Annotated in this window: 21 protein-coding genes; 20 read left to right on the top strand and 1 reads right to left on the bottom strand. The window is 44.6% G+C overall.

From position 1 onward, the window contains the following. Nucleotides 1-20 precede the first annotated feature (20 nt). From F0229_RS00105 to F0229_RS00050, 12 genes are all read left to right on the top strand, one after another. Nucleotides 21-1,925, top strand: coding sequence for a heme lyase CcmF/NrfE family subunit (locus tag F0229_RS00105; RefSeq protein WP_171732013.1), 1,905 nt, complete (start codon nucleotides 21-23; stop codon nucleotides 1,923-1,925). Next, nucleotides 1,918-2,472 carry a DsbE family thiol:disulfide interchange protein gene (locus tag F0229_RS00100; RefSeq protein ID WP_102332079.1) on the top strand — a complete coding sequence of 185 codons (555 nt, stop codon included), beginning with the start codon at nucleotides 1,918-1,920 and terminating at the stop codon, nucleotides 2,470-2,472. The genes F0229_RS00105 and F0229_RS00100 overlap by 8 nt, the downstream gene beginning before the upstream one ends. After that, complete coding sequence (gene nrfF, locus F0229_RS00095; RefSeq protein ID WP_017063564.1) at nucleotides 2,469-2,909, top strand: heme lyase NrfEFG subunit NrfF; 441 nt, start codon at nucleotides 2,469-2,471, stop codon at nucleotides 2,907-2,909. The genes F0229_RS00100 and nrfF overlap by 4 nt, the downstream gene beginning before the upstream one ends. Nucleotides 2,910-2,998: 89 nt before the next feature. Next, nucleotides 2,999-3,175 (top strand): hypothetical protein, encoded by a 177-nt coding sequence (locus tag F0229_RS00090; RefSeq protein WP_017063565.1) that lies wholly within the window; start codon nucleotides 2,999-3,001, stop codon nucleotides 3,173-3,175. A 249-nt stretch (nucleotides 3,176-3,424) separates the two neighbouring features. After that, nucleotides 3,425-4,021 (top strand): GTP cyclohydrolase II, encoded by a 597-nt coding sequence (gene ribA / locus F0229_RS00085; RefSeq protein WP_009848836.1) that lies wholly within the window; start codon nucleotides 3,425-3,427, stop codon nucleotides 4,019-4,021. A 176-nt stretch (nucleotides 4,022-4,197) separates the two neighbouring features. Beyond that, nucleotides 4,198-5,457, top strand: a complete 1,260-nt coding sequence (locus tag F0229_RS00080; protein ID WP_171732012.1) for an imelysin family protein — start codon at nucleotides 4,198-4,200, stop codon at nucleotides 5,455-5,457. Between the two features lie 111 nt (nucleotides 5,458-5,568). Continuing rightward, on the top strand, nucleotides 5,569-6,957 hold the full coding sequence (locus F0229_RS00075) for a di-heme oxidoredictase family protein (RefSeq protein ID WP_171732011.1): 1,389 nt from the start codon (nucleotides 5,569-5,571) through the stop codon (nucleotides 6,955-6,957). 159 nt (nucleotides 6,958-7,116) lie between these two features. Then, the gene (locus F0229_RS00070; RefSeq protein ID WP_171732010.1) at nucleotides 7,117-8,178 is read left to right on the top strand and encodes an imelysin family protein; all 1,062 of its coding nucleotides are present in this window, start codon (nucleotides 7,117-7,119) and stop codon (nucleotides 8,176-8,178) included. Further along, a complete protein-coding gene (locus F0229_RS00065) occupies nucleotides 8,168-9,253 on the top strand; it encodes a DUF1513 domain-containing protein (protein ID WP_171732009.1) in 1,086 nt (361 codons plus the stop codon). Before F0229_RS00070 ends, F0229_RS00065 begins: the two co-directional genes overlap by 11 nt. An 80-nt stretch (nucleotides 9,254-9,333) precedes the next feature. After that, entirely contained in the window at nucleotides 9,334-10,872 is a 1,539-nt protein-coding gene (locus tag F0229_RS00060; RefSeq protein WP_171732008.1) for a murein L,D-transpeptidase, read from the top strand. A 198-nt stretch (nucleotides 10,873-11,070) separates the two neighbouring features. Beyond that, on the top strand, nucleotides 11,071-11,619 hold the full coding sequence (locus F0229_RS00055) for a YcbK family protein (protein ID WP_171732007.1): 549 nt from the start codon (nucleotides 11,071-11,073) through the stop codon (nucleotides 11,617-11,619). A gap of 205 nt (nucleotides 11,620-11,824) precedes the next feature. Next, on the top strand, nucleotides 11,825-12,478 hold the full coding sequence (locus F0229_RS00050; RefSeq protein ID WP_017060954.1) for an MBL fold metallo-hydrolase: 654 nt from the start codon (nucleotides 11,825-11,827) through the stop codon (nucleotides 12,476-12,478). Between the two features lie 111 nt (nucleotides 12,479-12,589). Here the strand turns inward: F0229_RS00050 and F0229_RS00045 are convergent, their stop codons facing one another. Continuing rightward, nucleotides 12,590-13,390 (bottom strand): DUF2982 domain-containing protein, encoded by an 801-nt coding sequence (locus F0229_RS00045; protein WP_171732006.1) that lies wholly within the window; start codon nucleotides 13,388-13,390, stop codon nucleotides 12,590-12,592. 220 nt (nucleotides 13,391-13,610) lie between these two features. On the opposite strand from F0229_RS00045, the gene F0229_RS00040 reads away from it, so the two are divergent. The 8 genes from F0229_RS00040 (at nucleotide 13,611) to F0229_RS00005 (ending at nucleotide 23,402) form a co-directional block, all read left to right on the top strand. Then, nucleotides 13,611-14,003 (top strand): hypothetical protein, encoded by a 393-nt coding sequence (locus F0229_RS00040; protein WP_017060956.1) that lies wholly within the window; start codon nucleotides 13,611-13,613, stop codon nucleotides 14,001-14,003. Between the two features lie 554 nt (nucleotides 14,004-14,557). After that, complete coding sequence (locus F0229_RS00035; RefSeq protein ID WP_017060957.1) at nucleotides 14,558-15,652, top strand: TRAP transporter substrate-binding protein; 1,095 nt, start codon at nucleotides 14,558-14,560, stop codon at nucleotides 15,650-15,652. A 209-nt stretch (nucleotides 15,653-15,861) separates the two neighbouring features. Further along, nucleotides 15,862-16,407: a TRAP transporter small permease subunit gene (locus F0229_RS00030; RefSeq protein ID WP_052879091.1), complete on the top strand. Its 546-nt coding sequence runs from the start codon at nucleotides 15,862-15,864 to the stop codon at nucleotides 16,405-16,407. A gap of 9 nt (nucleotides 16,408-16,416) precedes the next feature. Then, on the top strand, nucleotides 16,417-17,700 hold the full coding sequence (locus F0229_RS00025; protein ID WP_029235146.1) for a TRAP transporter large permease subunit: 1,284 nt from the start codon (nucleotides 16,417-16,419) through the stop codon (nucleotides 17,698-17,700). Nucleotides 17,701-17,804: 104 nt separating this feature from the next. Then, on the top strand, nucleotides 17,805-19,160 hold the full coding sequence (locus F0229_RS00020; RefSeq protein ID WP_017070256.1) for a cache domain-containing protein: 1,356 nt from the start codon (nucleotides 17,805-17,807) through the stop codon (nucleotides 19,158-19,160). Continuing rightward, the gene (locus F0229_RS00015) at nucleotides 19,153-19,791 is read left to right on the top strand and encodes a response regulator transcription factor (RefSeq protein WP_017060961.1); all 639 of its coding nucleotides are present in this window, start codon (nucleotides 19,153-19,155) and stop codon (nucleotides 19,789-19,791) included. The genes F0229_RS00020 and F0229_RS00015 overlap by 8 nt, the downstream gene beginning before the upstream one ends. 169 nt (nucleotides 19,792-19,960) lie before the next feature. Next, on the top strand, nucleotides 19,961-21,559 hold the full coding sequence (locus F0229_RS00010) for a BCCT family transporter (RefSeq protein WP_017066829.1): 1,599 nt from the start codon (nucleotides 19,961-19,963) through the stop codon (nucleotides 21,557-21,559). Nucleotides 21,560-21,830: 271 nt separating this feature from the next. Next, nucleotides 21,831-23,402 carry a BCCT family transporter gene (locus F0229_RS00005; RefSeq protein WP_017060963.1) on the top strand — a complete coding sequence of 524 codons (1,572 nt, stop codon included), beginning with the start codon at nucleotides 21,831-21,833 and terminating at the stop codon, nucleotides 23,400-23,402. The last annotated feature ends 190 nt before the right edge of the window (nucleotides 23,403-23,592 follow it).

Here is a 23,592-nt window from a genome sequence, read left to right as displayed (position 1 = left end):
TAGAGCCTGATTGAGGTGATATGGTCGGTTCTTTGGGGCTGTTTAGTTTAATTTTGGTCGCTGTTCTCAGCAGCATTATCGCTGTGTATTCGATGTATCAAATGCTAACTAAACAAGCACAAAATGTGGCTTTAATTCGCAGTTTCTCCCTCTCTAGCGCTTTGTTTTCCATTGCCGCTATCGTTTTACTTGGCTATGCCTTTGTAGGTGACGACTTTTCCATCCTCTATGTTGCAGAACACTCCAATACTCAATTACCCACCTTCTTCAAAATGGCCGCTGTGTGGGCTGGACATGAAGGCTCATTGCTATTTTGGGTCTTAACCATTAGCTGTTGGTCGGGTGTGATTGCCCTACAAAAGCAATATTCTTCTGAGTATCAGAGCCGCGTATTGTGGGTGATGAATGTGTTACTCGCGATATTTGCATGGTTTACCTTATTTGCTTCGAACCCATTTGAACTGAATTCGACCTTGCCACTTGAAGGGCGTGACCTTAACCCAATGCTGCAAGACGTTGGTTTGATATTCCATCCGCCTCTGTTGTATTTGGGTTATGTTGGTTTCTCTGTGGTCTTGGCATTTGCTGTGGCCGCTTTGCTGGTGGATCCGATTGAGTTCGATTGGGTCGCTCATTGTCGCAGTTGTTGTTTGGTCGCTTGGATCTTTTTAACCGCAGGGATCATTCTTGGTTCTTGGTGGGCATACTACGAGTTAGGGTGGGGTGGTTGGTGGTTCTGGGACCCGGTAGAAAATGCCAGCCTATTACCTTGGCTAACATCAACCGCTCTATTGCACAGTTTGGGTGTTGCTAAAGGCAAGCAACAGTTGCTGAAGTGGTCACTTAGCCTTGCTTTCATTACGTTTTGTTTAAGTATCCTCGGTACTTTTATTGTTCGATCTGGCGTCCTCACTTCCGTTCATGCTTTTGCTGTTGACCCAACCAAAGGTATCGCGCTGTTACTGATACTGGTTTTGGTGTTAGTGAGTTCGTTTTCTCTTCTTATTGTTCGTGGTGAATCTTTCGAGTCGAATCCAATCACTAGCTTTGCGAGTAAAAGTTTTTTGAGTTTAGTGGCGGTACTTATATTTGTACTGGGTACGGCGGTGGTGGTGTTTGGTACCTTCTACCCAATGGTTTTTGAATTACTTGGCCTTGGAAATATCTCTGTGGGCGCACCTTACTTTAATCTTCTTATTGCGCCATTGGCTCTGCTTGCGATGGGAGTGATAGGGTTAGCGCCATTGCTCAGTATCAAACCTCAAGCGTCGAAAGGTGTGATTGGAATTATTGCCTTATTGTCTCTCTGTCTTGGCTTTGTAACTTATGTTTTGCAAGTTGAAGCGATCCAAGTGATGGTGCTAATGACATGGTCACTTGCGTTTTGGGTAGCCCTGACTCATGTTTACGGCTTAGCGGTAACGCGCAACTCTAAGTTTCAACGCAAAGTATGGGTGATGACGTTGGCGCATGTGGGTGTCGCAGTATTAGCGATAGGTGCCGCGATGAACAGTTACCATTCATTTGAGCGAAGTTACAAATTGAGCCCAGGTGAAGAGGTTGAGTTTATGGGCTGGACGCTCTCTCATCGTGATACCGAGCTCTATGTCGCCTCCAACTTTACTGCAGAAAAAGCGATACTCGAATTAGATGCTAGCGAGCAAAGCTTTTCCATCGCGCCAGAAAGAAGACACTACCAAGTTCGTGTTATGAACATGAGTGAGCCTGCAATGAAGTGGTTCTGGCATGGCGATGTTTATATCACCATGGGCGAGAAAGTCGATTCCACCGCTTACGCATTTCGTGTTCAGTATAAGGCGTATGCGCGCTGGATCTGGTTTGGTGGGCTGTTCTCCATTATCGGCGCTTTGCTCTCATTGACTCATCGTAAAAAGAAAACCGTTAAGGCGTCACAGTATGCATAACAGCGTTCGTAACAAGCTAATTACTCTAATTGCCTTAGCATTGATTGTGGTGCTGGGATTTGTCTTTGCGCTTGATAATAAGCAGCAATCGACCATGGTGTCTGAACAACAAAGGGCATTTCCAGAATTTACATCGAGTGCGTTAGTGAATAGTGAAGGCGTCAGTGGTCAGCAGAAAGTTACGCTTACTGATGTCACGCAGCACCCTTATCAACTGGTTAATGTATGGGCATCTTGGTGCGGGATATGTAAAACCGAACATTCATTTTTGCTTCAACTTCACGATAAAGGCATTCCCATCGTTGGGCTCAATTATCGAGATAACTCTGGGGCTGCGATTAACGTGTTATCGAACGATGGCAACCCGTACTTAACCGTGATCAGTGACCCTCAAGGCAAGTTAGCGTTAGAGTTGGGCGTAATCGGCACACCTGAAACGTATTTGGTTGATGCCAATGGCCAGATCATTAAAAAGCTATTGGGCGTGATTAATGAAATGGTATGGAAAGATGAGCTTGCGATGTATTTTGATGGTGTGAATGGATGATGAAGTCTCTAATACAAACCTTGTTTATGCTGTCAGCTCTTTTAGTGATTAGCCTTTCAACCATGGCTGAAGATCTGTTTACTGCCAGTAATACAGAGACGAGTATTCAAGTTGAACTGTTTGAGTTTGAAAACCCAGAACAACAGCAACGTGCTATTAGCTTGGCGAAAACGTTACGCTGCCCACAATGTCAAAACCAAAATCTGATTGAATCCAACTCACCAATAGCAAAAGACTTACGCCTTGTTGTGTTCAATATGGTGAAAGCAGGGAAGAGTAATAATGAGATTACTCGATATATGACGGAAAGATTTGGTGAATTTGTACTTTATAAGCCGGCGATGAAGGTTTCAAATCTATTACTTTGGTTGCTACCGAGCCTATTATTTCTCTTATTTATATATTTATCAGTAAAAAGTGTTAGGAAGAGCTCATAAAAATTGTGTATTACTGTTTACCAACTGACCTGTATTTTGTAACATTAACCGATTATAAAGGCTAAGCACTGCTATATAAGGATGTATCTGTGGATAACGTAATCTCAAATTTAAAGAAAGAGTTCCATACTCATGTCCGATCTGATAAATGGGCAGAAAAATACAGTGCAAAGTCGAGCATTTCTACGCTTACTCAAGAAGAGTTAACCGAATTAGAGAACGCTTGGGTTCAGCTTGTCATCTGGAAGCAAACTCAAGTAAGTTGATCGTTCTGTAAAAAATCGTAGTCTTAGCCGCAACTGATTAATTTATAACCCCATGTTGGTCATCCCAATGTGGGGTTTTTTCTTATGTGAAAAATAATTGTTATATTATAACAATTTGTACGAGGTCGACCTTGAAAAAAATTGTTAACAGCCTCATAGTGTCTATCATTAGATAGTTAGCTACAAAATATTGCCTAGACATATAATGTAGCGTCGTTAAATACATCGAATTTTCAAGTGAGTATAGCTATGGCGGAAGTGCGTGCCAGAATAGATTTCAAAGTAGGGGTAACAAGCAGTATAGATGCTGAACTTCTGTCTTTTCATGGATTGAAAACAGATAAAGAGCATGTTGCTGTGATATTTAAATCAGCAGACAAGACACAAGACATACCTCTTGTTCGTATGCACTCTGAGTGCCTGACTGGTGATGTTTTCCATTCTTCTCGCTGTGACTGTGGCGAGCAGTTAGACGAAACCATTAGAATTATGGGTGAGACGGGTGGGGTGATCCTTTATCTTCGCCAAGAAGGTCGTGGTATTGGCTTGTACAACAAAATCGATGCGTACCGTCTGCAAAGCGAAGGCATGAACACCTATGAAGCCAACAACCACCTAGGTTTTGGCGATGATCTACGCGATTTTACTGAAGCTGCTGAAATGCTACGCGCCTTAGGTACTACAAAAATCCGCTTAGTCACCAACAACCCTAAGAAGATCAATGAGCTAAAATCTTTTGGTATTGAGATTGAAGAAGTGGTGAATACCTCTGCTCATATCAAATCGGGTAATGAAAGCTACCTGAAGGCAAAAGTCTCACACGGTAAGCATAATCTGGATATCTGATTAGCCTCTTTGTTACGCTTAACATAAAAATGTTTAAAGACCTCACATATGTGAGGTTTTTTTGTATTTATCTTGCAATAAAATTGTAAGTTTGTATTATTTCAATCCGTAGTGCAAATGATAATGGTTTGCACTATTACTACGAATAATAATTTAAAGCTCAACAAGGATGCTTCATGACCATTAAATCTTTAGTGACAAAAGCCGTAACTTCGTCACTCATTTTTGCCTCTGCTTCTTCTTTCGCAGCAGTAACTCAAGATCAAGTTGTAGAACATTACGCAGATATTGCGCATGCAGTGTTTGCAGATTCAGTAATTACAGCAAAAGCGTTGAACTCTTCTATTGATACCTTCTTAGCTTCTCCTTCTGCTGGCAACTTCGAACAAGTAAAACAAGCTTGGCTTGAGTCTCGCGTACCATACCAACAGTCAGAAGTTTTCCGCTTCGGCAACGCTGTTGTTGATGATTGGGAAGGCCAACTGAACGCATGGCCACTTGATGAAGGCCTGATTGATTATGTTTCGACTGATTACCAATATGAACTTGGTAACGAAGGCGCTAGCGCAAACATCGTGGCTAACAAGACTTTCCAAATTGGTCAGACTACCGTTGATGCAACCAACATCACCCCTGAGCTAATCGCAGACTTGAACGAGATCGGTGGTTCTGAAGCGAACGTAGCGTCTGGCTACCACGCAATTGAATTCCTACTTTGGGGCCAAGATTTAAACGGTACAACCAGCGGTGCAGGTGAGCGTGCTTACACTGATTTCGTTGTTGGCGCTGAGTGTACTAACGGCAACTGTGACCGTCGTGGCGCATACCTAAAAGCATCTGCTGAGCTACTTATCCAAGACCTAGAATGGATGGAAAAGCAGTGGGCTGAAGGCGAGAAAGGCAACTACCGTCAAGAGCTTCTTTCAGAATCTAGCGAGAATGGTCTTCGTAAAATGCTGTTTGGCATGGGTTCACTGTCTCTAGGTGAGCTAGCGGGTGAGCGTATGAAGGTTGCACTAGAAGCAAACTCTACTGAAGACGAGCACGATTGTTTCTCTGATAACACGCACAACTCTCACTACTACAACGAGCAAGGCATCTACAACGTTTACACGGGTCTATACAAGCGTGAAGACGGTACTCTGCTTTCCGGCCCAAGCCTGTTCGACCTAGTAGAGCAAAAAGATGAGCAAGCTGCGAAAGAGATTCAAAAGCAGTTTGACCTAGCACGTGCACAAGTAGGCGAATTAGTAACGTCTGCAGAGAAAAACAACCAGCACTTCGATCAGCTAATCGCTGCTGACAACGCTGCGGGTAATGCACTAGTAAACAAAACAATTGTTGCGCTAGTGTCTCAAACAGCGGCTATTGAGCGTGCTGCGGGTGTGATTGGCATTGATAGCCTAAACCCAGACACAGCGGATCACGAGTTCTAAGAACCCGAGCCGACACAAATGTAAGGGCTCTGATTGAGCCCTTAATTGTTTGATCCTCAAGAAAGCCACACCCACATAAAAACTAAAATCAAAAACACAGCAAGGCAATGTATGAAGTCGTATCTCTCAGCCTCACTATTAACCGCACTGTTTTTCGTATCTCCATTACACGCTCATGAAACCTACTCTGGCGGCAAAACGACCGTGAAGAAAGAAGGAGCGAACGCTTTTTCCCTTCCCGCAGCCAATCTACCAATGAGTAAGCGCTTGGATTTCAGCGTAGGTAATAGCTTCTTTAGAAACCCTTGGGTTCCTGCACCGTCATCAACCGATGCTCGTGATGGGTTAGGACCACTATTTAATACTAACGGCTGTCAAAACTGCCACATCAAAGATGGTCGTGGTCACGCGCCAGAAGAAGGAGATGAGAACGCAGTATCCATGTTGGTTCGTTTAAGCATTCCGGCTGAAACGCCTGAGCAGCGACAAGCCTTCATTCGAGATGGTGGAATTCCAGAGCCGACGTACGGCGGTCAGCTACAAGATTTTGCGCTTCAAGGTGTAAAACCAGAGGGCAAAGTGAACATTAGCTACACGGATGTTCCTGTTGAATTCAAAGACGGCACCGTCGTTACTCTGCGTAAACCCACTTTAAATATTACTGAACTTGCTTTCGGCGAGATGCATCCTAAGACCGAGTTTTCAGCTCGAGTGGCGCCGCCAATGATTGGTCTTGGTTTGCTTGAAAGTATCCCACAAGAAACGATTCTTGGATTTGCAGAGCAGCAATTGGCAGACAAACAGGGCGTGTCGGGTAAAGCCAACTATGTTCTTGATGTTCAAACCAATGAAATGGCGCTAGGTCGTTTTGGTTGGAAAGCCGGGCAGCCAAACTTAATGCAGCAAAACGCGGCGGCATTTAACGGTGACTTAGGCCTGACAAGCCGCTTATTTCCGAATGAAAACTGCACATCAGCGCAATCAACCTGTGATGATTTTCCAAATGGTGGCGAGCCAGAAGTCAGTGACAATATCTTAGATTTTGTTGAGTTCTATTCGCAGCATCTCGCAGTACCTATTCGTCGTAATGTCGATAGCCCAGCTGTCGTACAAGGTAAAAAACTGTTCAAAGACGTTGGTTGTCAAAGCTGTCACCAGGCCGAATTCCGCACGGCAGAGCGAGAAGGTCTGTCTGCATTATCTAATCAGTTAATTAGCCCATATACCGACATGTTGCTACACGACATGGGTGAAGGCTTAGCGGACAGTCGCCCTGAGTATCTTGCCAATGGTCAAGAGTGGCGTACCACACCACTTTGGGGATTAGGTTATACCAAAGAAGTGAACGGTCATACGTTCTTACTTCATGACGGTCGCGCAAGAAACGTTATGGAAGCGGTACTTTGGCATGGTGGTGAAGCAGAAATGGCAAAACAAAAAGTATTAGCTTTGAGTAGCAGTGAACGCGAAGCACTACTAGCGTTTTTGGACTCATTATAGGCTGTCTTGAATTCAGTTAAGCCAACGGCTTAGTTACTTAAGAAAACCGCTAACAAAAGACTGACTACCGCTGAACTTGTAGGAATACGAGGCCAGCGGTCGTTTCATATTTATTGAACTCATATAATTAAAAGAAAAACTAGGAAGTAAGGTAACAGCATGGCACATAAATTTTTGTTAATGCCCTTGTCGGTATTAATCATGGCAGGCTGCCAGTCATCGGGTGAGCAAACGGCTTCATCTGAGGTTAACGGTGTCTCTTATCAAGCAGACACGACTGCTCATATCAGCCGTAGCGTGTATCAACAAGAGTTTGATTCAGCGGTGCTATTCGCTAAGCAAGCCGGTGAGCTGGAAGTCTTGATGCAGGGTTACTGTGAAACCAACAATATTGAGCTGGATGCGTTGGAAAATCAGTGGCAGCTCACCATGAACAGCTGGATGGCACTGCAAGGACAAGAAAGAGGCCCAACAGCGGCATTGGAACAGAGCTGGAATGTTCAGTTTTGGCCAGACAAAAAGAACACGACGGGTCTTAAGATGCGTCAGTTAACTCAGCAGAACAAAGCTTGGACTCAAGACGAAATCGCGCAGCAGAGTGTGACGGTTCAAGGGCTAGGTGCGTTGGAGTGGTCTCTGTACGACGAGCAATCTCCATTACTGCAAGACAAAGCGTCTGGTTGTCTATCTTCACAAGCGATCGCACAAAACTTGGCAATGAAATCGGCCTCTATTGCTGAGGCATGGCAGGTTAACCCTTGGTTAGCGCTAGACGAGACTCGTTGGGAGTCTGAATACATCGCTTTATTGACCAACCAACTTGATTACAGCATGAAAAAGCTGAGTCGCCCGATGGCGAAAATTGGTCATCCGCGTCCTTACTTCTCAGAATCATGGCGTGCACAAACCTCGATGACTCAACTAAAAGCCAATGTAGCAGCACTTCAGAATTTGTACCTTGCCGGTGGCAATGGCCTAGACGGCTTGTTGAGAGAGAAGGGCTTAAACGACCTAGCTGATCGCGTTGCTGACCAGTTCACATTGACGCTAGATACTTGGCCTACAGACTCAAGCTTGTTTGAGTTATTGCAGAGCAAAGAGGGCTACCGCGAGGTGCTGACTCAATACAACAAACTAGAACGTTTGAAGTACCTGATTCATGAAGAAGTGGCGATAGAGCTTGGCGTGGTAATAGGATTTAATGCTACCGATGGTGACTGATACTACACGAAGAACCTTACTGAAAGCAGCACTTGGGTGTGCTGCTGTGCCTGTGCTGCCGTTCGGATGTGCTAGCCGTTCAGGTGAAAGCGCATCGAATAAACCTCAGTTGATTGGTTGTGCGCTTAATGGTCGAGGCCAGTATTCCGCGGTTGTGGCTGATGAGTATGGCATGCCACTGAGCCAGCTACCTATCCCTGAGCGTGGCCATGGCGTCGCAATCTGCCCAACCTCATCACATGCGGTGGTTTTTGCCCGTCGTCCTGGTGACTATTTTATGGTGTTTGACTACAAAAACGGTCAGCAGATCAAAATGGTGGTGAAAGGTAACAACCGCCACTTCTATGGTCATGGCGTTTACTCATTAGACGGCACACTATTGTATGCCACTGAAGGGAAAACCGACACCAGTCAAGGCGTGATTGGCGTTTACGATGTCGCGCAAGGCTATCGTAAGGTCGAAGAGTTCACTGGTTTCGGTATCGGCCCACATGAAGTGATCATCATGCCGGATGGTAATCTCGCGATCGGCGTTGGTGGCGTTCATACTGATGGTAGAACACCGAAAAACCTCGATTCGATGCTGCCGAGCTTGAGTTATGTTTCTCCTGAAGGTGTGTTACTTGATCAGGTTGAATTGTTGGATAAGAAGCTGAGCATTCGACATTTAGCCCATGATGGTGCTGAAACGGTACTTTGTGGCCAGCAATATCGTGGTGAACCAGATGAGTCTCCTTCGCTATTGGCGATGCATACTAAAGGCGGCCAGTTTGAATCACTGAACGCAGAGCCTGAGCAATGGGCAAGGTTCAATCACTATATCGCCAGTATTGCGGCGTCAGACGATTGGATTATTGCGACTTCGCCAAGAGGCAATTGCTACGGTATTTGGTCGAAAGAGACCAAAGAATTAGTAGAACTGTCTGCATTATCTGACGCTTCTGGTGCTGTGCTGTTTGATGGTGAGTTTCGATTAAGCTCTGGGGCGGGCAGTGTGGTTAGCCAGCGCAAGCCTTATGAGAAATCAACTCAGCAATCATCGGTCCAGTGGGATAATCACTGGAGTGCAATTTGATTCATAAATCCCTTAAAAAATAACATGCTTACTCCCGTTTCTTTGCCATACTTATGGAATTGCTGGTGACGGAGTTAAGCATGTTAGCAAAATACTTCTGTGGATTATTGGTGTTAGTTTCCGTGCATGCATGGAGCTATGCGAGTTCTGACGAGAGCCGTTTCATTCCGGCGGAATCAGAACTCTCTTTCATGCTTATATATCCAGAGCTCACACAGAGTATCTATCAAGACACTTCTCTGCCTATCCTTTGGGATTCTCCTGAGCTGGTTAAAGCGTTTGAGTTCCAATTGTCGCTTCTTGAACAAGCGCAAATGGCACCACTCTTCGAGCGACAACTCAAGCAAATCCGTCACTATCAATCCCATGCTCAATGGCAAGAGTTGGACATATTACTTACCGATACTTTTATCTACTACCTGAGCTACGTTGAAAATGCGCCGCTTGCCGGTAAAGATTGGTACTTCTCGGGCAAGTTGCATTCCAAATTACCAGCGCCTTCGCCCCATATTCTGATGAGACTGAAAAGCAGTGTCGCCAATGATTACTTATTGGAGATGGTGTTGTCTTACGCACCGCCAGTGGGGGATTTCGACCAATTCAAGGCGACTTATTCAGTATTAGAAACCGCGTCCGAGCTCAAGATTGATCGGTACAGACAGAAAGGCTTGAAACGCTTGGGCGACCAGCTTTCAGATAAAGCCATTCTTGTTGAACGTATTGCTTTGGTTGGTGTTGATACCTCGATGATCGCGGTCGATTTTCCCAAGTTCGATCGAGATCTGCAAAAGGCGATTAAATCTTTCCAACGCATGCACGGTCTTACGGATGATGGGATCATCGGGCCAGACACGATCAAATGGATCAATATGGGCTTTGATGATCGACTTACTTCCCTAGCATTGAACGCCGAGCGTGCCCGCTTATGGCCAAGAAATAGAGACTCACTGATTGTGGTGAATGTACCTAGTTTTGATATGAAGTATTGGGAAGATGGGGAAGAGGTTTTTGAATCTAAAGTTGTGGTTGGGAGAAAATCGAGAAAAACACCACTCTTAGAGATAAAGCTTGATTCGGTTATCTTAAATCCGACTTGGAACGTGCCATGGAAAATCATGGTTAAAGATATCTTGCCTAAAGTAAAAGCCGACGAGAGTTATCTTGAAACACACAATTTTCAAGTGATCGATGGTTGGCGTTCGATGGAAACTGTCGATACTACCGAGATAGATTGGCAAACGATTAACTTTAACTCTTTTCCTTATCGAATGCGCCAGCAAGCAGGCTCTAGTAACGCATTGGGTTTGTATAAGTTCAATACGCCCAACAAGCGAGCCATCTATCTCCATGACACCCCAAGTAAAAGCTTGTTTAACGATGACTTCCGCGCCTATAGCTCTGGTTGTATTCGTGTTGAGCATGCCGAGGAACTCGCGGAGTTGTTATTTGCGACTAAGGTAAAGAAAGTGCCGAATCAGGATGATGAACTTGCGCCCAATACTAAGGTTCGTCTCAAGAAGCGAATTCCAGTGCATATCATTTATCAAACCGTGTTGTTTGAAGAAGGAGGCATACAATACCGCGGTGATATCTACCAATATGATAAAGAGGGCGGTTGATTGAAATATGGTCAAGAAAGGTGATCTTGACTGAAAAATGACAACCAAGCTTCTATTGATAAAATTATAATGAGTATCAATAACTAACCGTGCAAAGGTTACAAATACTAACGTTTTGCACGGTTTTTGTACGTTGACGCAGCAAATTCCATTATGTATCGTGCATTTTTCGTTCGATCTAATTGGTTTTTTTGCTGTATGTCTCAAAGTTTATTTTCACGCCGTCAGTTTCTGACTTACGCTGGTGGTACTGCTGTAGTCGCCTCTCTTACTCCTTCTATCGCTTTCGCTTCATACCCGGATCAACCAAGAACGATTAGCATGAACAATCTTCACACTGGTGAACGATTAGAGACTTGTTATTTCGATGGCACTAACTATGTTGGTGACGAGATGGCACGCCTTAGCAAACTGTGCCGTGACTTCCGCCGCAATGAGATTCATCCAATGGATAAGAACCTGTTTGATCAGATCACTCAGATTCAAAATGTACTGGGTATTCAAAAAGAAGTTCAAATCATCTCTGGCTACCGCTCTCCAGCAACCAACGAAGCGTTGCGCTCTAAGTCGAGTGGTGTCGCTAAAAAGAGCTATCACATGCTTGGTAAAGCGATCGATTTTCGTATCGATGGTGTTGATTTAAAGGAACTGAGAGACGTAGCTAAAAGTCTGCAAGCAGGTGGTGTTGGTTATTACGCTCGTAGTAACTTCATCCACATTGATACTGGTCCAGTTCGCAACTGGTAGAGCTAAGCTGAGTTATTGAGTGATACGGTAGGCACTTGTCAAAGTAGACATCCAATGTCATAGTTTGCCCAAATTTCAGTTTGTTCTAATAATTCGGTTTATTGCTGCTCAGTTTGTTGCTGTTTAGTTTGTTATTGTTGGGTTTGTTGCCAATAACATAGCGATATTCGAGTTGTTCACCAGATTCGCTCTTTAAGGTTTGTATATGTCTCTTAAGTATCAAGTTGTACCTGTTACCTCTTTTTCTCAGAACTGCTCGATTGTGTGGTGTGATGAAACCATGGAAGGCATCGTTGTCGATCCGGGCGGTGATGTTCAACAACTCGCGGCTATCATTGAAGAACTCGGTGTTAAGGTTGTGAACTTGGTACTGACGCACGGTCACTTAGATCATGTTGGCGGTACGGTACCACTTGCTGAGATCTTGAAGGTTGAAATTGTGGGCCCGCATAAGGCAGACAACTTCTGGCTACAAGGTCTAGAGAATCAAAGTCAGATGTTTGGTTTCCCACTGTGTAAAGCTTTTGAACCAAACACTTGGTTAGAAGAGGGCGACAAAGTCACTTTTGGTAATCAAGTGATTGATGTGATTCACACGCCGGGCCACACGCCAGGTCACGTTGTATTGTTCAGTGAGCAAGCTCGTTTAGCGTTTGTGGGTGATGTGTTGTTTAACGGCGCAATTGGCCGTACTGACTTCCCACAAGGTGACTTCAATACGCTTATCGCTTCAATCAAGACTAAGCTTTGGCCACTAGGCAGTGACGTAACATTCGTTCCGGGCCATGGTCCTGAATCGACATTCGGTCGCGAGCGTGCATCAAACCCGTTCGTCGCAGATGAAATGCCTCTGTACTAATTAAATCTTTGATTTTCCAACCGATTATTTGTGTCGATTGATTGAAAATGAAGCTTAGCTTTTGTCCTGAAAGCTAAGCTTTTTTATTGTGTGTGAACTTACTGGTAAACCTTAATCAGAAAGACGTTCAGCGGCAGCCAAGTAGCGTCGAGCCAGCCCCACAAACTCTTCTCCACTCATATTCAAATCATGGGTTGATATGAAAATGTCATAACCGTGGAAGCCCCTTTGATATTTCATTCTGTTGGCAAGCATCGCCTGCAATCCAGAATAGTTTTTAATCACCGCGTTTGGACTGTTTGTCTCATTCGGTGAATCAAGGTTGTCCTGTGATTGGTTATCGTTGAAATTTACGTTGTCGGTATTCTGCGACTCTTTGTATTGGCTTAGTTCGACACAGCCACTTTCAGTACAACGCGCATGGTAATGCGATGAGTCGAGAACCATATCCTCAAAGTTGGACTCTTTGCCTGCTTGTTTGGCTCCTAAGTACAAAAGTGCTCGTTGGCTGAGCAATAATTCACAAGTTATTTTAGGGCAAATCGAATCGAGGTAGGGCGAGTAATCTTTTACTTTAATTCCGACCCAGGGCAGAGGTTGATGCCAACCATCTTGTTCATAAGTGCAAAGACCAATTTTTTGGATGTTACTCCATTTTAAAACCCAACCCCCTTTGTAAAAGTGCTGCTGAAAATGAGTCGGGGTAAGTGTGAACATCACTCGGCTGCGCAGCATCAAATAGTAGCCAGTTCCCAGAAGCGCAATACTGCAAAAAGCACCCACGATCAGTAACTTTGGATTGTCACTGTAGAGCGAAACGATCAAGCAAATGAAGCCTAAAATAATGACGAGGATACGGTACGAGCGAGTGAATGAAGGCAAAGAGAAATTACTAAGGTGACGAGTGTCCATAGGTAACACCAAGTTTTCATATTTTTGTCTGGATGGATAACCAGTGTATATGACCCTGAATTGATAAGTCGATGTTTAAATAATAGACGCTAGTAGACAATATCGGTATTTTTCGTCGACTTTCGACGCTTCACTCTACAAATAGCTCCTGTTTTTTGGTATAAATCGCGCTTCAAATTTTCACCACTGCGAAAAGAGCAGTGAACTGGAGAAATATTCAATGAGACTTGCTCATAAGCGTAAGGTGCAGGCTAAACTGCAGAAACGCACTAAAGCGGCTGTAGTTAAAGCAGTGGCAACGCCGAAAAAAGCGAAGCCTGTCGCAGAGAAAGTTGTAGCAGAAAAAACTGTAGCAGCAAAACCAGCGGTAGAGAAAGCAGTAGCAGCAACTAAAGAAGTTGCAGTAGCACTGACTCCTAAGCAACAACAAGTTCTAGACATCGTTGTTAGCAATGCTGAAGGCATTAACCCTAAAGGTATCGGCCTAGAAGCTGGTCAAGAAGACGCGAAAGCAGCTTCATGGGCAACAGGCGCATTGAAAAAACTTCTTGAAGAAAACCTAGTAGCGAAAGAGCAGCTAGCAGGTAACAAGGTTATCTACAAAGCTATCTAATCCTGTGGGATTACATTCGCTTCGTTAAGTTTTTAAGCCTCGATTTTCGAGGCTTTTTTGTATCTGGCACATTATGCCAAGTCCGAGCCCAAATCCAAGCCTAAACCTAGGCTCTATAATCTCAATTCCAATTCGATATACGGCTTAACTGATTAGTGTTGTCTCGTGTCAGAGCTTCGAATCAGCAAGCACTAAATTAGGGCGTTAGCTAGGTAGATCAAGAGAGCAAAGCCTTGATTTTTTCCCCCTAAAATACAGCAATGAATAGAGCTTCATCACGAAATGGCAATCAATTGTTAAGAGTATTTAATTATTAATACTTAGGTATTTATCAATACGCATTGCCTTGGTGAATATCCAAACTCCTTTGAAATCGACACTATTCAATTATCTCCTACGTAGTTCTACTTAATCCTTTGGTCTAATACGTAACTTTGTTAACGCCATGCGTGCGTGCTCTCCCTGATATCTTGTTGCCTCATCACGGTGCACTCTTATGTTGAATCATAAAAAATGCTCATAGAAAGAGTGTTAACCCAACAAAGGACGTGAACATGAGTCTCATTTCTAACTCCCTCACACGAGTTTTTAAAAACGTTGCAGTAACTGCTGCGGCTTGTTTAGCTTTGGTCGCTACTGGTGCTACAGCCGCTGATAAGGTTTACCGTTTAAAACTTGCGGAAACTTGGGGACCAAACTTCCCAGTTTTCGGTGATGCAACCAAAAACATGGCGGCGATGGCTGAGAAGATGTCGAATGGTCGACTGCAAATCAGAATCGATTCAGCAAACAAACACAAAGCACCTCTTGGCGTTTTTGACATGGTTAAGTCTGGTCAATACGACATGGGTCACTCAGGCTCTTACTACTGGAAAGGTAAAGTTCCAAACACTCTTTACTTCACTTCTATGCCTTTCGGTATGACGCCAGCAGAACAATACGCGTGGTTCTATCACGGTGGTGGTATGGAGTTAATGGAGCAGGTTTACTCTCCACATAACTTGATGTCGTTCCCAGGCGGTAACACGGATATCCAGATGGGTGGTTGGTTTCAAAAAGAGATCAACAGCGTTGAAGATCTACAAGGTCTGAAAATGCGAATCCCAGGCTTTGCCGGCGAGATTCTTGCGGAGCTAGGTGCGAAACCGACGAACATTGCCCCGGGTGAGCTTTACACCTCTTTGGAGCGTCGCACAATCGATGCACTGGAGTGGGTAGGTCCATCACTTGATCTTCGTATGGGTTTCCACAAAATCGCGCCTTACTACTACACAGGTTGGCACGAGCCGGGTTCAGAGCTTCAATTCCTAGTGAACAAGCGTACATGGAACAAGCTGCCTGAAGACCTACAAGAGATCTTGCGTGTTGCCATGCGTACAGCGGCTTATGACATGTACACACAAGCTACGCACGAAAGTGGCAAGAACTGGGTTTCAATGAAAACAGAATACCCAGATGTACAAGTAAAAGATTTCCCGCCTGAAGTAATGTCGGCACTGAAAGAAGCGAACGATCGACTACTTGCTGCCCATGCTGAGAAAGATGAGTTGGCAAAAGAGATCCAAGCTTCACAAGCAAGCTACCTAGAGCAAGTACGTTCATGGACGGATATTTCACACAGAGCTTATCTAAATAGCCAAGCGAAATAATCGACTGTTGTTGAACTGAAGTTAAATGAACCCAAAGCTTTTCTTATTGAGTATTTAAGAGTGAATAAGCTGAGGGTTCATTTTCAACATAATAATTAAATGCCCAAGAACCCTTTCTACGTCGTGCCTATTGCTAGCTATAAACTGAATCGTTTTTAGTTGGGTTAGCTGTACTGCAAGATGTCTTTTCAAATTCCATGGAGTCGGGAATGCGAAGTCTAATTTATATTGAACGCCTGTTTAATCGTATCGGTGACGCACTGGGATGGCTTTCCAGTATGTTGTTTATTCTACTTATCGCCAACGTTGTGTATGACGTTGTCATGAGATATGCCTTCAACGATGTCTCTATCGCTTTCCAAGAGATGGAGTGGCACCTCTTCTCAGCCGTTTTCCTATTAGGTGTTCCTTATGCCATCAAGGCTGGTGGTCATGTGCGAGTGGATGTGTTCTACGAGCAACTGAGCTTCAAGGCACAAGCGATTATTGACCTGCTCGGCACACTGATCTTTCTGATGCCTTTTTGTTTGCTGGTTGCTTGGTTTGGTATTGATGTGGCCAAAGAGAGCTATAACCTCGGTGAAACCTCAGGTGACCCGGGTGGCTTGCCATATCGCTGGATCATCAAAGCTATGATCCCGCTGTCATTCTTCTTAATGGCACTCAGTGGCGTAGGTTTAATCCTGCATTCGCTGAACAAGATTTTTAATCCGCACCTTATCCATGCAAACAATACTCATACAAAGAATAAGTAGAGGCTGAACATGATTGGAATAGTAATGTTTTTCGTAGCCTTGTTTGCACTTTTACTTGGCTTCCCAGTGGCGTTTACCTTTGGTGGTATCGCGTTAATCTTTGGTGTTTGGGCTGAGGGCATTGAAATGTTTGCCTTCATGCCATATCGAATTCAATCCATTATGGAAAACACGGTTCTGATGGCCGTTCCATTGTTTGTTTTTATGGGGCTCGTTCTACAAAAGACCAAGCTTGCTGAGCAGTTGCTTGAGTCTATGGGGCGACTGTTTGGCGGCGTTCGTGGTGGTATCGCGATTTCAACCGTATTAGTAGGTTCACTACTTGCGGCTTCTACTGGCGTGGTTGGTGCTTCTGTTGTTGCTATGGGACTTATCTCCCTACCTGTAATGCTCAAGTACAATTACGACAAAGGCTTAGCCTGCGGCACTATTTGTGCGTCTGGTACGCTAGGGCAGATCATTCCACCCTCCATCGTATTGATTCTATTGGGTGATGTTCTAGGTGTTCCTGTAGGCGACTTGTTCCAAGCGGCGATTTGGCCAGGCGTGATGCTGGTCGGCGCGTACATCGTTTATATCTTGATATATGCAAAGCTACACCCTGAAGCGGCTCAACCTATTGAACGTGATGACTCCATCAGCCGTAAGCAGGAAGTGTTTAATGCACTGAAAGCGATTCTTCCGCCTCTAGCGTTAATCATTGTTGTACTGGGCTCTATCTTCGCAGGTGTTGCTACGCCAACAGAGTCAGCCGCATTAGGTGGCGCGGGTGCGATGATACTTGCACTGCTTTACGGTCAATTTAGTTGGTCGATGGTGTACGAGGCGTCGAAAGAGACGGTGAAAGTAACGGCGATGGTATTTGCTATCTTGTTGGGTGCAACGGCATTCTCAATGGCGTTTACCTACACTGGTGGCGACTATCTGGTTGAAGAGTGGATGCTACAACTGCCAGGTGAAAAATGGGGCTTCCTGATCATTACCATGCTGGTGATTCTGATTCTGGGTTTCTTCATCGACTTCGTAGAGATCTGTTTCATCATCGTGCCGATCATTGCGCCAGTTGCTGAACTGATGGGCATCAACATGACATGGTTCGCTATCCTTATTGCGATGAACCTACAAACTTCCTTCTTAACGCCGCCATTTGGTTTTAGTTTGTTCTATTTAAAAGGCGTAGCACCTAAAGGCGTGACGACTAAGGACATCTACCGAGGTGTGATGCCGTTCATTCTGATTCAAATCCTCGTACTTGGATCACTTCTCGCTTTCCCATCTTTCTATGGAATGTGAGTGAAGCCAAGAATGTGAATGATATGTTTCAACGGCTATCTATAAATTGCTAAAGTAAAACGGCTTATTGATGTTCAGTAAGCCGTTTTTTGTGAGGGAAAGGAATGCCTCTAAAAGCCAAGCTGATTTTGCTGACGTTGCTCCCGTTGCTGCTGGTAACGGCGAGTATTAGTTGGATCTCGCTGCACCAGACTAAGACGTTAGGCGCTAAAGAAGTCGAGATCTTTAGAGACAGCCTAATCAAGTCGCGTGAAAACGCCCTCAAAGACACGGTTGATCTCGCGTTCGACGCCATAGAACACGTCTATAACGATCCAAATATCCAAGAAGCCCAAGCAAAAAAAAAAGTTCGAACCATATTGTCTAAACTTAGATATGGCTCTGATGGGTACTTCTTCGCATACGATCGCCACGGGACCAACTTGGTTCATCCAATTCAGCCAGAATTGATAGGCCAAAACCTACTCCAACTGCAAGATGAAGATGGCGATTTTCTGATAGAGGCTCTGTTAAGAGAAGCGCAAACCGGAGGCGGGTTTCACCAGTATTTGTGGCAAAAGCCTTCGACGGGTGAGGTGGTGTCTAAGCTGAGCTACGCCGCTTGGTTAGAGCGTTGGGACTGGATGATTGGCACCGGCTTGTATATTGAAGACGTACACCAAGAAGTGGCTTCGATGCAGGCTGCGATTAACAACAATATTGAAACCACGTTCTTTTCGATTGTGGTGATTCTGAGTGTGACGGTTGCGGTCATTATCGTGCTGACCTTGGCCATTAACATGCATGAACATCGGATTGCGGATAACAACCTAAAGGAACTGGCGCACAAGACGGTGATGTTCCAAGAAGACGAGAAGAAGCATTTAGCGCGTGAGCTACATGATGGTATTAACCAATTATTAGTGTCGAGTCGTTGCCACTTAGAACTGCTCGGTAATAAGCTACAAAATGAAGACCTCAAAGCACATTTGAATAAGTCGCAGCATTCACTGATGCGAGCAATCGAAGAAGTGAGGCACATCTCGCATCAACTTCGTCCAAGTTCGTTGGATGATATTGGTTTAGAGGCGGCATTGTCTTCATTGTTGTTAGATTTTCAGGCGCATTCGGGTATTGAAGTAGAAACCATGTTTGCTACTCAACCTGGTAAGTTAAAATCAGAGGCGGCGACGACCCTATATCGAGTCGTGCAAGAGTCGCTGAATAATATAGAAAAACATGCACAAGCGACCAAAGTAACGGTTATCGCTCAGCAAATTGGTAATGTGTTGCAACTACTGATTCAAGATAACGGTGTCGGTTTCAACACCTATAAAGCGATGGAAAAACGAGGGATCGGGCTGCGTAACATGAGAGAGCGAGTGGAGTTCATCGGTGGTGACTTTGAATTGATGAGTGAGATTGGCCTCGGAACGGAAATTACAGTGTTACTGACACTAGAGGGATTAATGAATGAGTGAAGTTATTCGAGTTGTGATTGCTGATGATCACCAAGTGGTACTGGATGGCTTTATGGCGAGATTGGAACTCGAGCCAGATATTAGCGTGATAGGTACGGCCAGCAATGGACTAGAAGCGGTAGAGGTCGTTAAGTCTCTGCGCCCTGATGTGGTGTTGATGGATATCAGCATGCCTATCATGAATGGCATTGATGCCACCCATCTGATTAAAGAAGAAGACCCAGAAGCCAAGGTCCTGATGCTGACCATGCATAACAACCGTGAATACATCATGAAGGTGATGCAGTCGGGTGCTGTCGGTTACATGTTGAAAGAGATTTCGGCTGAAAAAATGGTACAGGCAATCAAAACGGTCAATCAAGGATCGACCTATTTCTGTGAAAAAGTCACGCAGAATTTGTTTACTCAGCCGATTACTCCCACGCCATCTGTCAAGAATCCATTGAGCAGACGTGAAGAGGCTGTGCTGAAATTAGTCGCAAAAGGGGAGAGCAGTAAAGAGGTCGCAAAGGCGCTGAATATCAGCTATCGAACGGTAGAAACCCATAGGCAAAATATTAAGCATAAGCTCGATATTCACTCTACGGCAGAGCTTGCTAAATATGCGGTCAGCTCTGGGCTTGTGGACTGATCTTACGCTAAATAACGTTAAATGTGTAATTTAATTACTAAATGTGTAATTTACGCCTCCTTTATGGAGGTTTTTTTAGTATTTTTGCGACAGGTTGATATTCTTCTTTTCGAAATTTAAGCGCCGAATGCAATGTTGCAAACTGTGCGCTGCAAATTAGAGAGGAAGCATGGAGCCTGTAAAAGATAGGTATAGTATTGAAAATACCGATTATACAGTAGGACAAGATAACGTTCAGAAATGGGGTTTTGATGTTCATAACCCAGTATTTGGAATCAGTGCAGGGGCGATCATTATCTTCCTGTTGGCACTTCTAGTCGCAGACCCTGAAACCGCAAAAGCGGCGCTTGATGGAATCAAATGGAAAGTCATTGGTAACTTCGATGGTTTCTTCATGTGGGCAGCAAACATCTTCGTAATTTTCTGTTTTGCCCTCATTGTCTCCCCGTATGGCAAGATACGTATTGGTGGCAATGATGCCAAAGCAGAGCACTCAAACCTATCTTGGATGTCGATGTTATTCGCCGCAGGAATGGGTATTGGCTTAATGTTCTGGGGTGTTGCTGAGCCAGTAGCTTATTTCACTGGCTGGTATGAAACACCACTAGGTGTTGAAGCTTACTCTCCTGAAGCGGCGAAGTTGGCTCTTGGTGCAACCATCTACAACTGGGGTCTGCACGGTTGGGCGATTTACGCGGTTGTTGCTCTAGCGCTTGCCTTCTTCACCTTCAATAAAGGTTTACCTCTATCAATCCGCTCTATTTTCTACCCTATCTTGGGTGATAGAACTTGGGGTTGGTTTGGTCATATTGTTGATATCGTCGCTGTGCTTGCAACGCTATTTGGCCTTGCAACTTCATTGGGCTTAGGTGCTCAACAAGCGACCAGTGGTATTAACCATGTATTTGGTACCGATGGCGGTATTGGCATGCAGCTGATTGTTATCGCAGTGGTTACTTTCTTAGCGACAATGTCCGTGGTTCGTGGCATCAACGGTGGTGTAAAGCTTCTGAGTAATGTGAACATGCTGGTTGCTTTGGGCTTACTTATCTTCGTTACCATCGCTGGTGGCATGGCGGGTATTAAAGCAATCCCAACCGCGCTAATGGGCTACATTGAAAACTTCATTCCCTTAAGCAATCCTCACGGTCGTGATGACGAAACGTGGATGCAAGGTTGGACGGTATTCTACTGGGCGTGGTGGATGTCTTGGTCACCATTCGTAGGCATGTTCATCGCTCGTATCTCTAAAGGTCGAACGATTCGTGAATTCATCGTTGCTGTATTGTTCATCCCAACGACAGTAATCATCATCTGGATGGCTATTTTCGGTGGCATCGCGATTGATCAAGTGGCGAACAAGGTGGGCGAGATTGGTGTGAATGGTCTGCAAGATATTACACTTTCTCTTTTCCATACTTACGATGCTCTGCCAATGAGCTCTGTGCTTTCAGTGGTATCGATTGGTTTGATTATGGTGTTCTTTATCACCTCTTCTGATTCAGGCTCATTGGTTATCGATAGCATTACCTCTGGCGGTAAAGTGGATGCACCGGTTCCACAACGTGTATTTTGGGCGTTGATGGGCGGCGCGATTGCAGCGGTTCTACTATGGGTTGGTGGTACGGAATCTATTCAAGCATTGCAAGCCGGTACCGTTTCTATGGCACTTCCATTTGCGTTCATATTATTGCTTATGTGCCTAAGCTTATTGCTAGGTTTACGAACTGAAAATCAATTGGTTAAGCACCAAAATGCTTTGAGTTAAAAGTATTTTTGATAAAAAGGTCGACAGGCTCGACCTTTTTTTCGTCATAAACTTGAGTAATTACGTGAATATTGTTTGAAATTCCATCGAACCGATTCTAGTTTACTGAAAGCAACAAGTTAACCTGCTAAACTTCAGACATCCAAGTATTTGAATTATTGTGACAACAGCTTGTACTACTTGGATCGTAGGTTCGAGTTTGTAATTAAGTCGCAGGTAAGTAAGGAATACGAGGTCAATAGACCCTAATAGAATTCCGTAGAGAGGGATAATGACTAAAGGTATAGATAAATACAGTATCGACAGTACGGATTACACTGTCGGTCAAGATAACGTCCAAAAATGGGGTTTTGATGTTCATAACCCAGTATTTGGTATTAGTGCGGGACTTATCGCTTTGTTCCTGATCGGTGTTCTTATTACAGATACCGCTTCAGCAAAGGCTGCGCTAGATGGCGTTAAAGGCCAGATTATCAATTCGTTTGATTGGCTTTTCATCTGGTCGGGTAATATTTTCGTAATTTTCTGCTTAGGTTTGATTGTTTCTCCGTACGGCAAAATCCGCCTTGGTGGTGTTGATGCGACGGCAGATTACTCATTCTTCTCTTGGCTATCGATGCTGTTTGCCGCAGGTATGGGTATCGGCTTGATGTTCTGGAGTGTGGCAGAGCCAGCGGCTTACTTCACGGGTTGGTTTGAAACTCCGTTAGGTGTTGAACCAAACACACCAGAAGCTGCAAAACTGGCATTGGGCGCAACCATGTATCACTGGGGTCTACACCCTTGGGCGATTTATGGCGTAGTAGCACTGTCACTTGCGTTTTTCTCTTACAACAAGGGATTGCCTCTTTCTATCCGTTCTATCTTTTACCCAATTTTAGGTGATAGAGCTTGGGGCTGGGCAGGTCACATTGTTGATATTCTTGCTGTACTTGCAACGCTATTTGGTCTGGCGACATCGTTAGGTCTTGGTGCACAACAAGCGGCAAGTGGTATTCAGCATGTATTCGGCATTGAAGCGGGCTTAGGTCTGCAAGTTATTGTGATTACAGCGGTGACTTTATTGGCGGTAGTATCAGTACTTCGTGGTATTGATGGTGGCGTTAAAGTTATCAGTAACATCAACATGTTGGTGGCTTTCCTACTGCTTATCTTAGTGGCTCTAATCGGCTACGCGGTGACTTTAGGTTCTATCCCAACGACATTGATGGCATACATTGAAAACATCATTCCGTTGAGTAACCCTCACGGTCGTGAAGATGAAACGTGGATGCACGGTTGGACTGTATTCTACTGGGCTTGGTGGATCTCATGGTCTCCATTCGTAGGTATGTTTATCGCACGTGTTTCTAAAGGTCGTACCGTTCGTGAGTTCATCACAGCAGTACTGATTGTACCGACTACAGTGACTATCATTTGGATGTCAGTATTCGGTGGCATGGCGATTGACCAAATCGTGAATAACGTTGGTATTCTTGGTCAAGACGGCCTAACAGATGTATCACTAGCAATGTTCCAAATGTTTGATGCACTGCCGTTCGGGACTCTGCTTTCAATCATTGCGGTTGTATTGGTTCTAGTATTCTTCATTACATCGTCTGACTCAGGCTCTCTAGTAATCGACAGCATCACCGCGGGTGGTAAAGTTGATACGCCTGTGCCTCAACGTGTGTTCTGGGCGTTCCTTGAAGGTGCGATTGCTGTGGCTCTATTGTGGGTTGGTGGTACTGAAGCAGTACAAGCTCTACAAGCGGGTGCAATCTCGACGGCATTACCATTTACCATCATTCTATTACTGATGTGTGTGAGCTTGCTAATGGGTATGCGTACAGAAAAACGCTAGGCTTTTTAAGCTGAAATCTACTGCAATTTATACGCAGTAGAACGGTAAATAATATGAAGGCAGAAGAGGAAACTCTTCTGCCTTTTTTGGTGCGCCGAGCATGGCGTTGATCTAGGAGGTGAAAGTCCTCTACGGGCTCAGTCGAGCGAGAACCGTTAGCCTATGCAAGGGTGTTCACCGTGAGGTGAAA

It is taken from the genome of Vibrio sp. AIC-3 (assembly GCF_013114515.1).
Lineage (GTDB): Bacteria > Pseudomonadota > Gammaproteobacteria > Enterobacterales > Vibrionaceae > Vibrio > Vibrio crassostreae_C.
Note: the sequence above shows the minus strand (reverse complement) of the source record. Positions and strands in the feature narration are given on the sequence as shown.

Coding starts and splice junctions, on each gene's coding strand:
- F0229_RS00070 (WP_171732010.1), top strand. CDS start 7,117: ATGGCACATAAATTTTTGTTAATGCCCTTGTCGGTATTAATCATGGCA.
- F0229_RS00100 (WP_102332079.1), top strand. CDS start 1,918: ATGCATAACAGCGTTCGTAACAAGCTAATTACTCTAATTGCCTTAGCA.
- F0229_RS00105 (WP_171732013.1), top strand. CDS start 21: ATGGTCGGTTCTTTGGGGCTGTTTAGTTTAATTTTGGTCGCTGTTCTC.
- F0229_RS00015 (WP_017060961.1), top strand. CDS start 19,153: ATGAGTGAAGTTATTCGAGTTGTGATTGCTGATGATCACCAAGTGGTA.
- F0229_RS00035 (WP_017060957.1), top strand. CDS start 14,558: ATGAGTCTCATTTCTAACTCCCTCACACGAGTTTTTAAAAACGTTGCA.
- F0229_RS00075 (WP_171732011.1), top strand. CDS start 5,569: ATGAAGTCGTATCTCTCAGCCTCACTATTAACCGCACTGTTTTTCGTA.
- F0229_RS00065 (WP_171732009.1), top strand. CDS start 8,168: ATGGTGACTGATACTACACGAAGAACCTTACTGAAAGCAGCACTTGGG.
- F0229_RS00025 (WP_029235146.1), top strand. CDS start 16,417: ATGATTGGAATAGTAATGTTTTTCGTAGCCTTGTTTGCACTTTTACTT.
- F0229_RS00055 (WP_171732007.1), top strand. CDS start 11,071: ATGTCTCAAAGTTTATTTTCACGCCGTCAGTTTCTGACTTACGCTGGT.
- F0229_RS00005 (WP_017060963.1), top strand. CDS start 21,831: ATGACTAAAGGTATAGATAAATACAGTATCGACAGTACGGATTACACT.
- F0229_RS00040 (WP_017060956.1), top strand. CDS start 13,611: ATGAGACTTGCTCATAAGCGTAAGGTGCAGGCTAAACTGCAGAAACGC.
- ribA (WP_009848836.1), top strand. CDS start 3,425: ATGGCGGAAGTGCGTGCCAGAATAGATTTCAAAGTAGGGGTAACAAGC.
- F0229_RS00060 (WP_171732008.1), top strand. CDS start 9,334: ATGTTAGCAAAATACTTCTGTGGATTATTGGTGTTAGTTTCCGTGCAT.
- F0229_RS00010 (WP_017066829.1), top strand. CDS start 19,961: ATGGAGCCTGTAAAAGATAGGTATAGTATTGAAAATACCGATTATACA.
- nrfF (WP_017063564.1), top strand. CDS start 2,469: ATGATGAAGTCTCTAATACAAACCTTGTTTATGCTGTCAGCTCTTTTA.
- F0229_RS00045 (WP_171732006.1), bottom strand. CDS start 13,390: ATGGACACTCGTCACCTTAGTAATTTCTCTTTGCCTTCATTCACTCGC.
- F0229_RS00080 (WP_171732012.1), top strand. CDS start 4,198: ATGACCATTAAATCTTTAGTGACAAAAGCCGTAACTTCGTCACTCATT.
- F0229_RS00050 (WP_017060954.1), top strand. CDS start 11,825: ATGTCTCTTAAGTATCAAGTTGTACCTGTTACCTCTTTTTCTCAGAAC.
- F0229_RS00020 (WP_017070256.1), top strand. CDS start 17,805: ATGCCTCTAAAAGCCAAGCTGATTTTGCTGACGTTGCTCCCGTTGCTG.
- F0229_RS00030 (WP_052879091.1), top strand. CDS start 15,862: ATGCGAAGTCTAATTTATATTGAACGCCTGTTTAATCGTATCGGTGAC.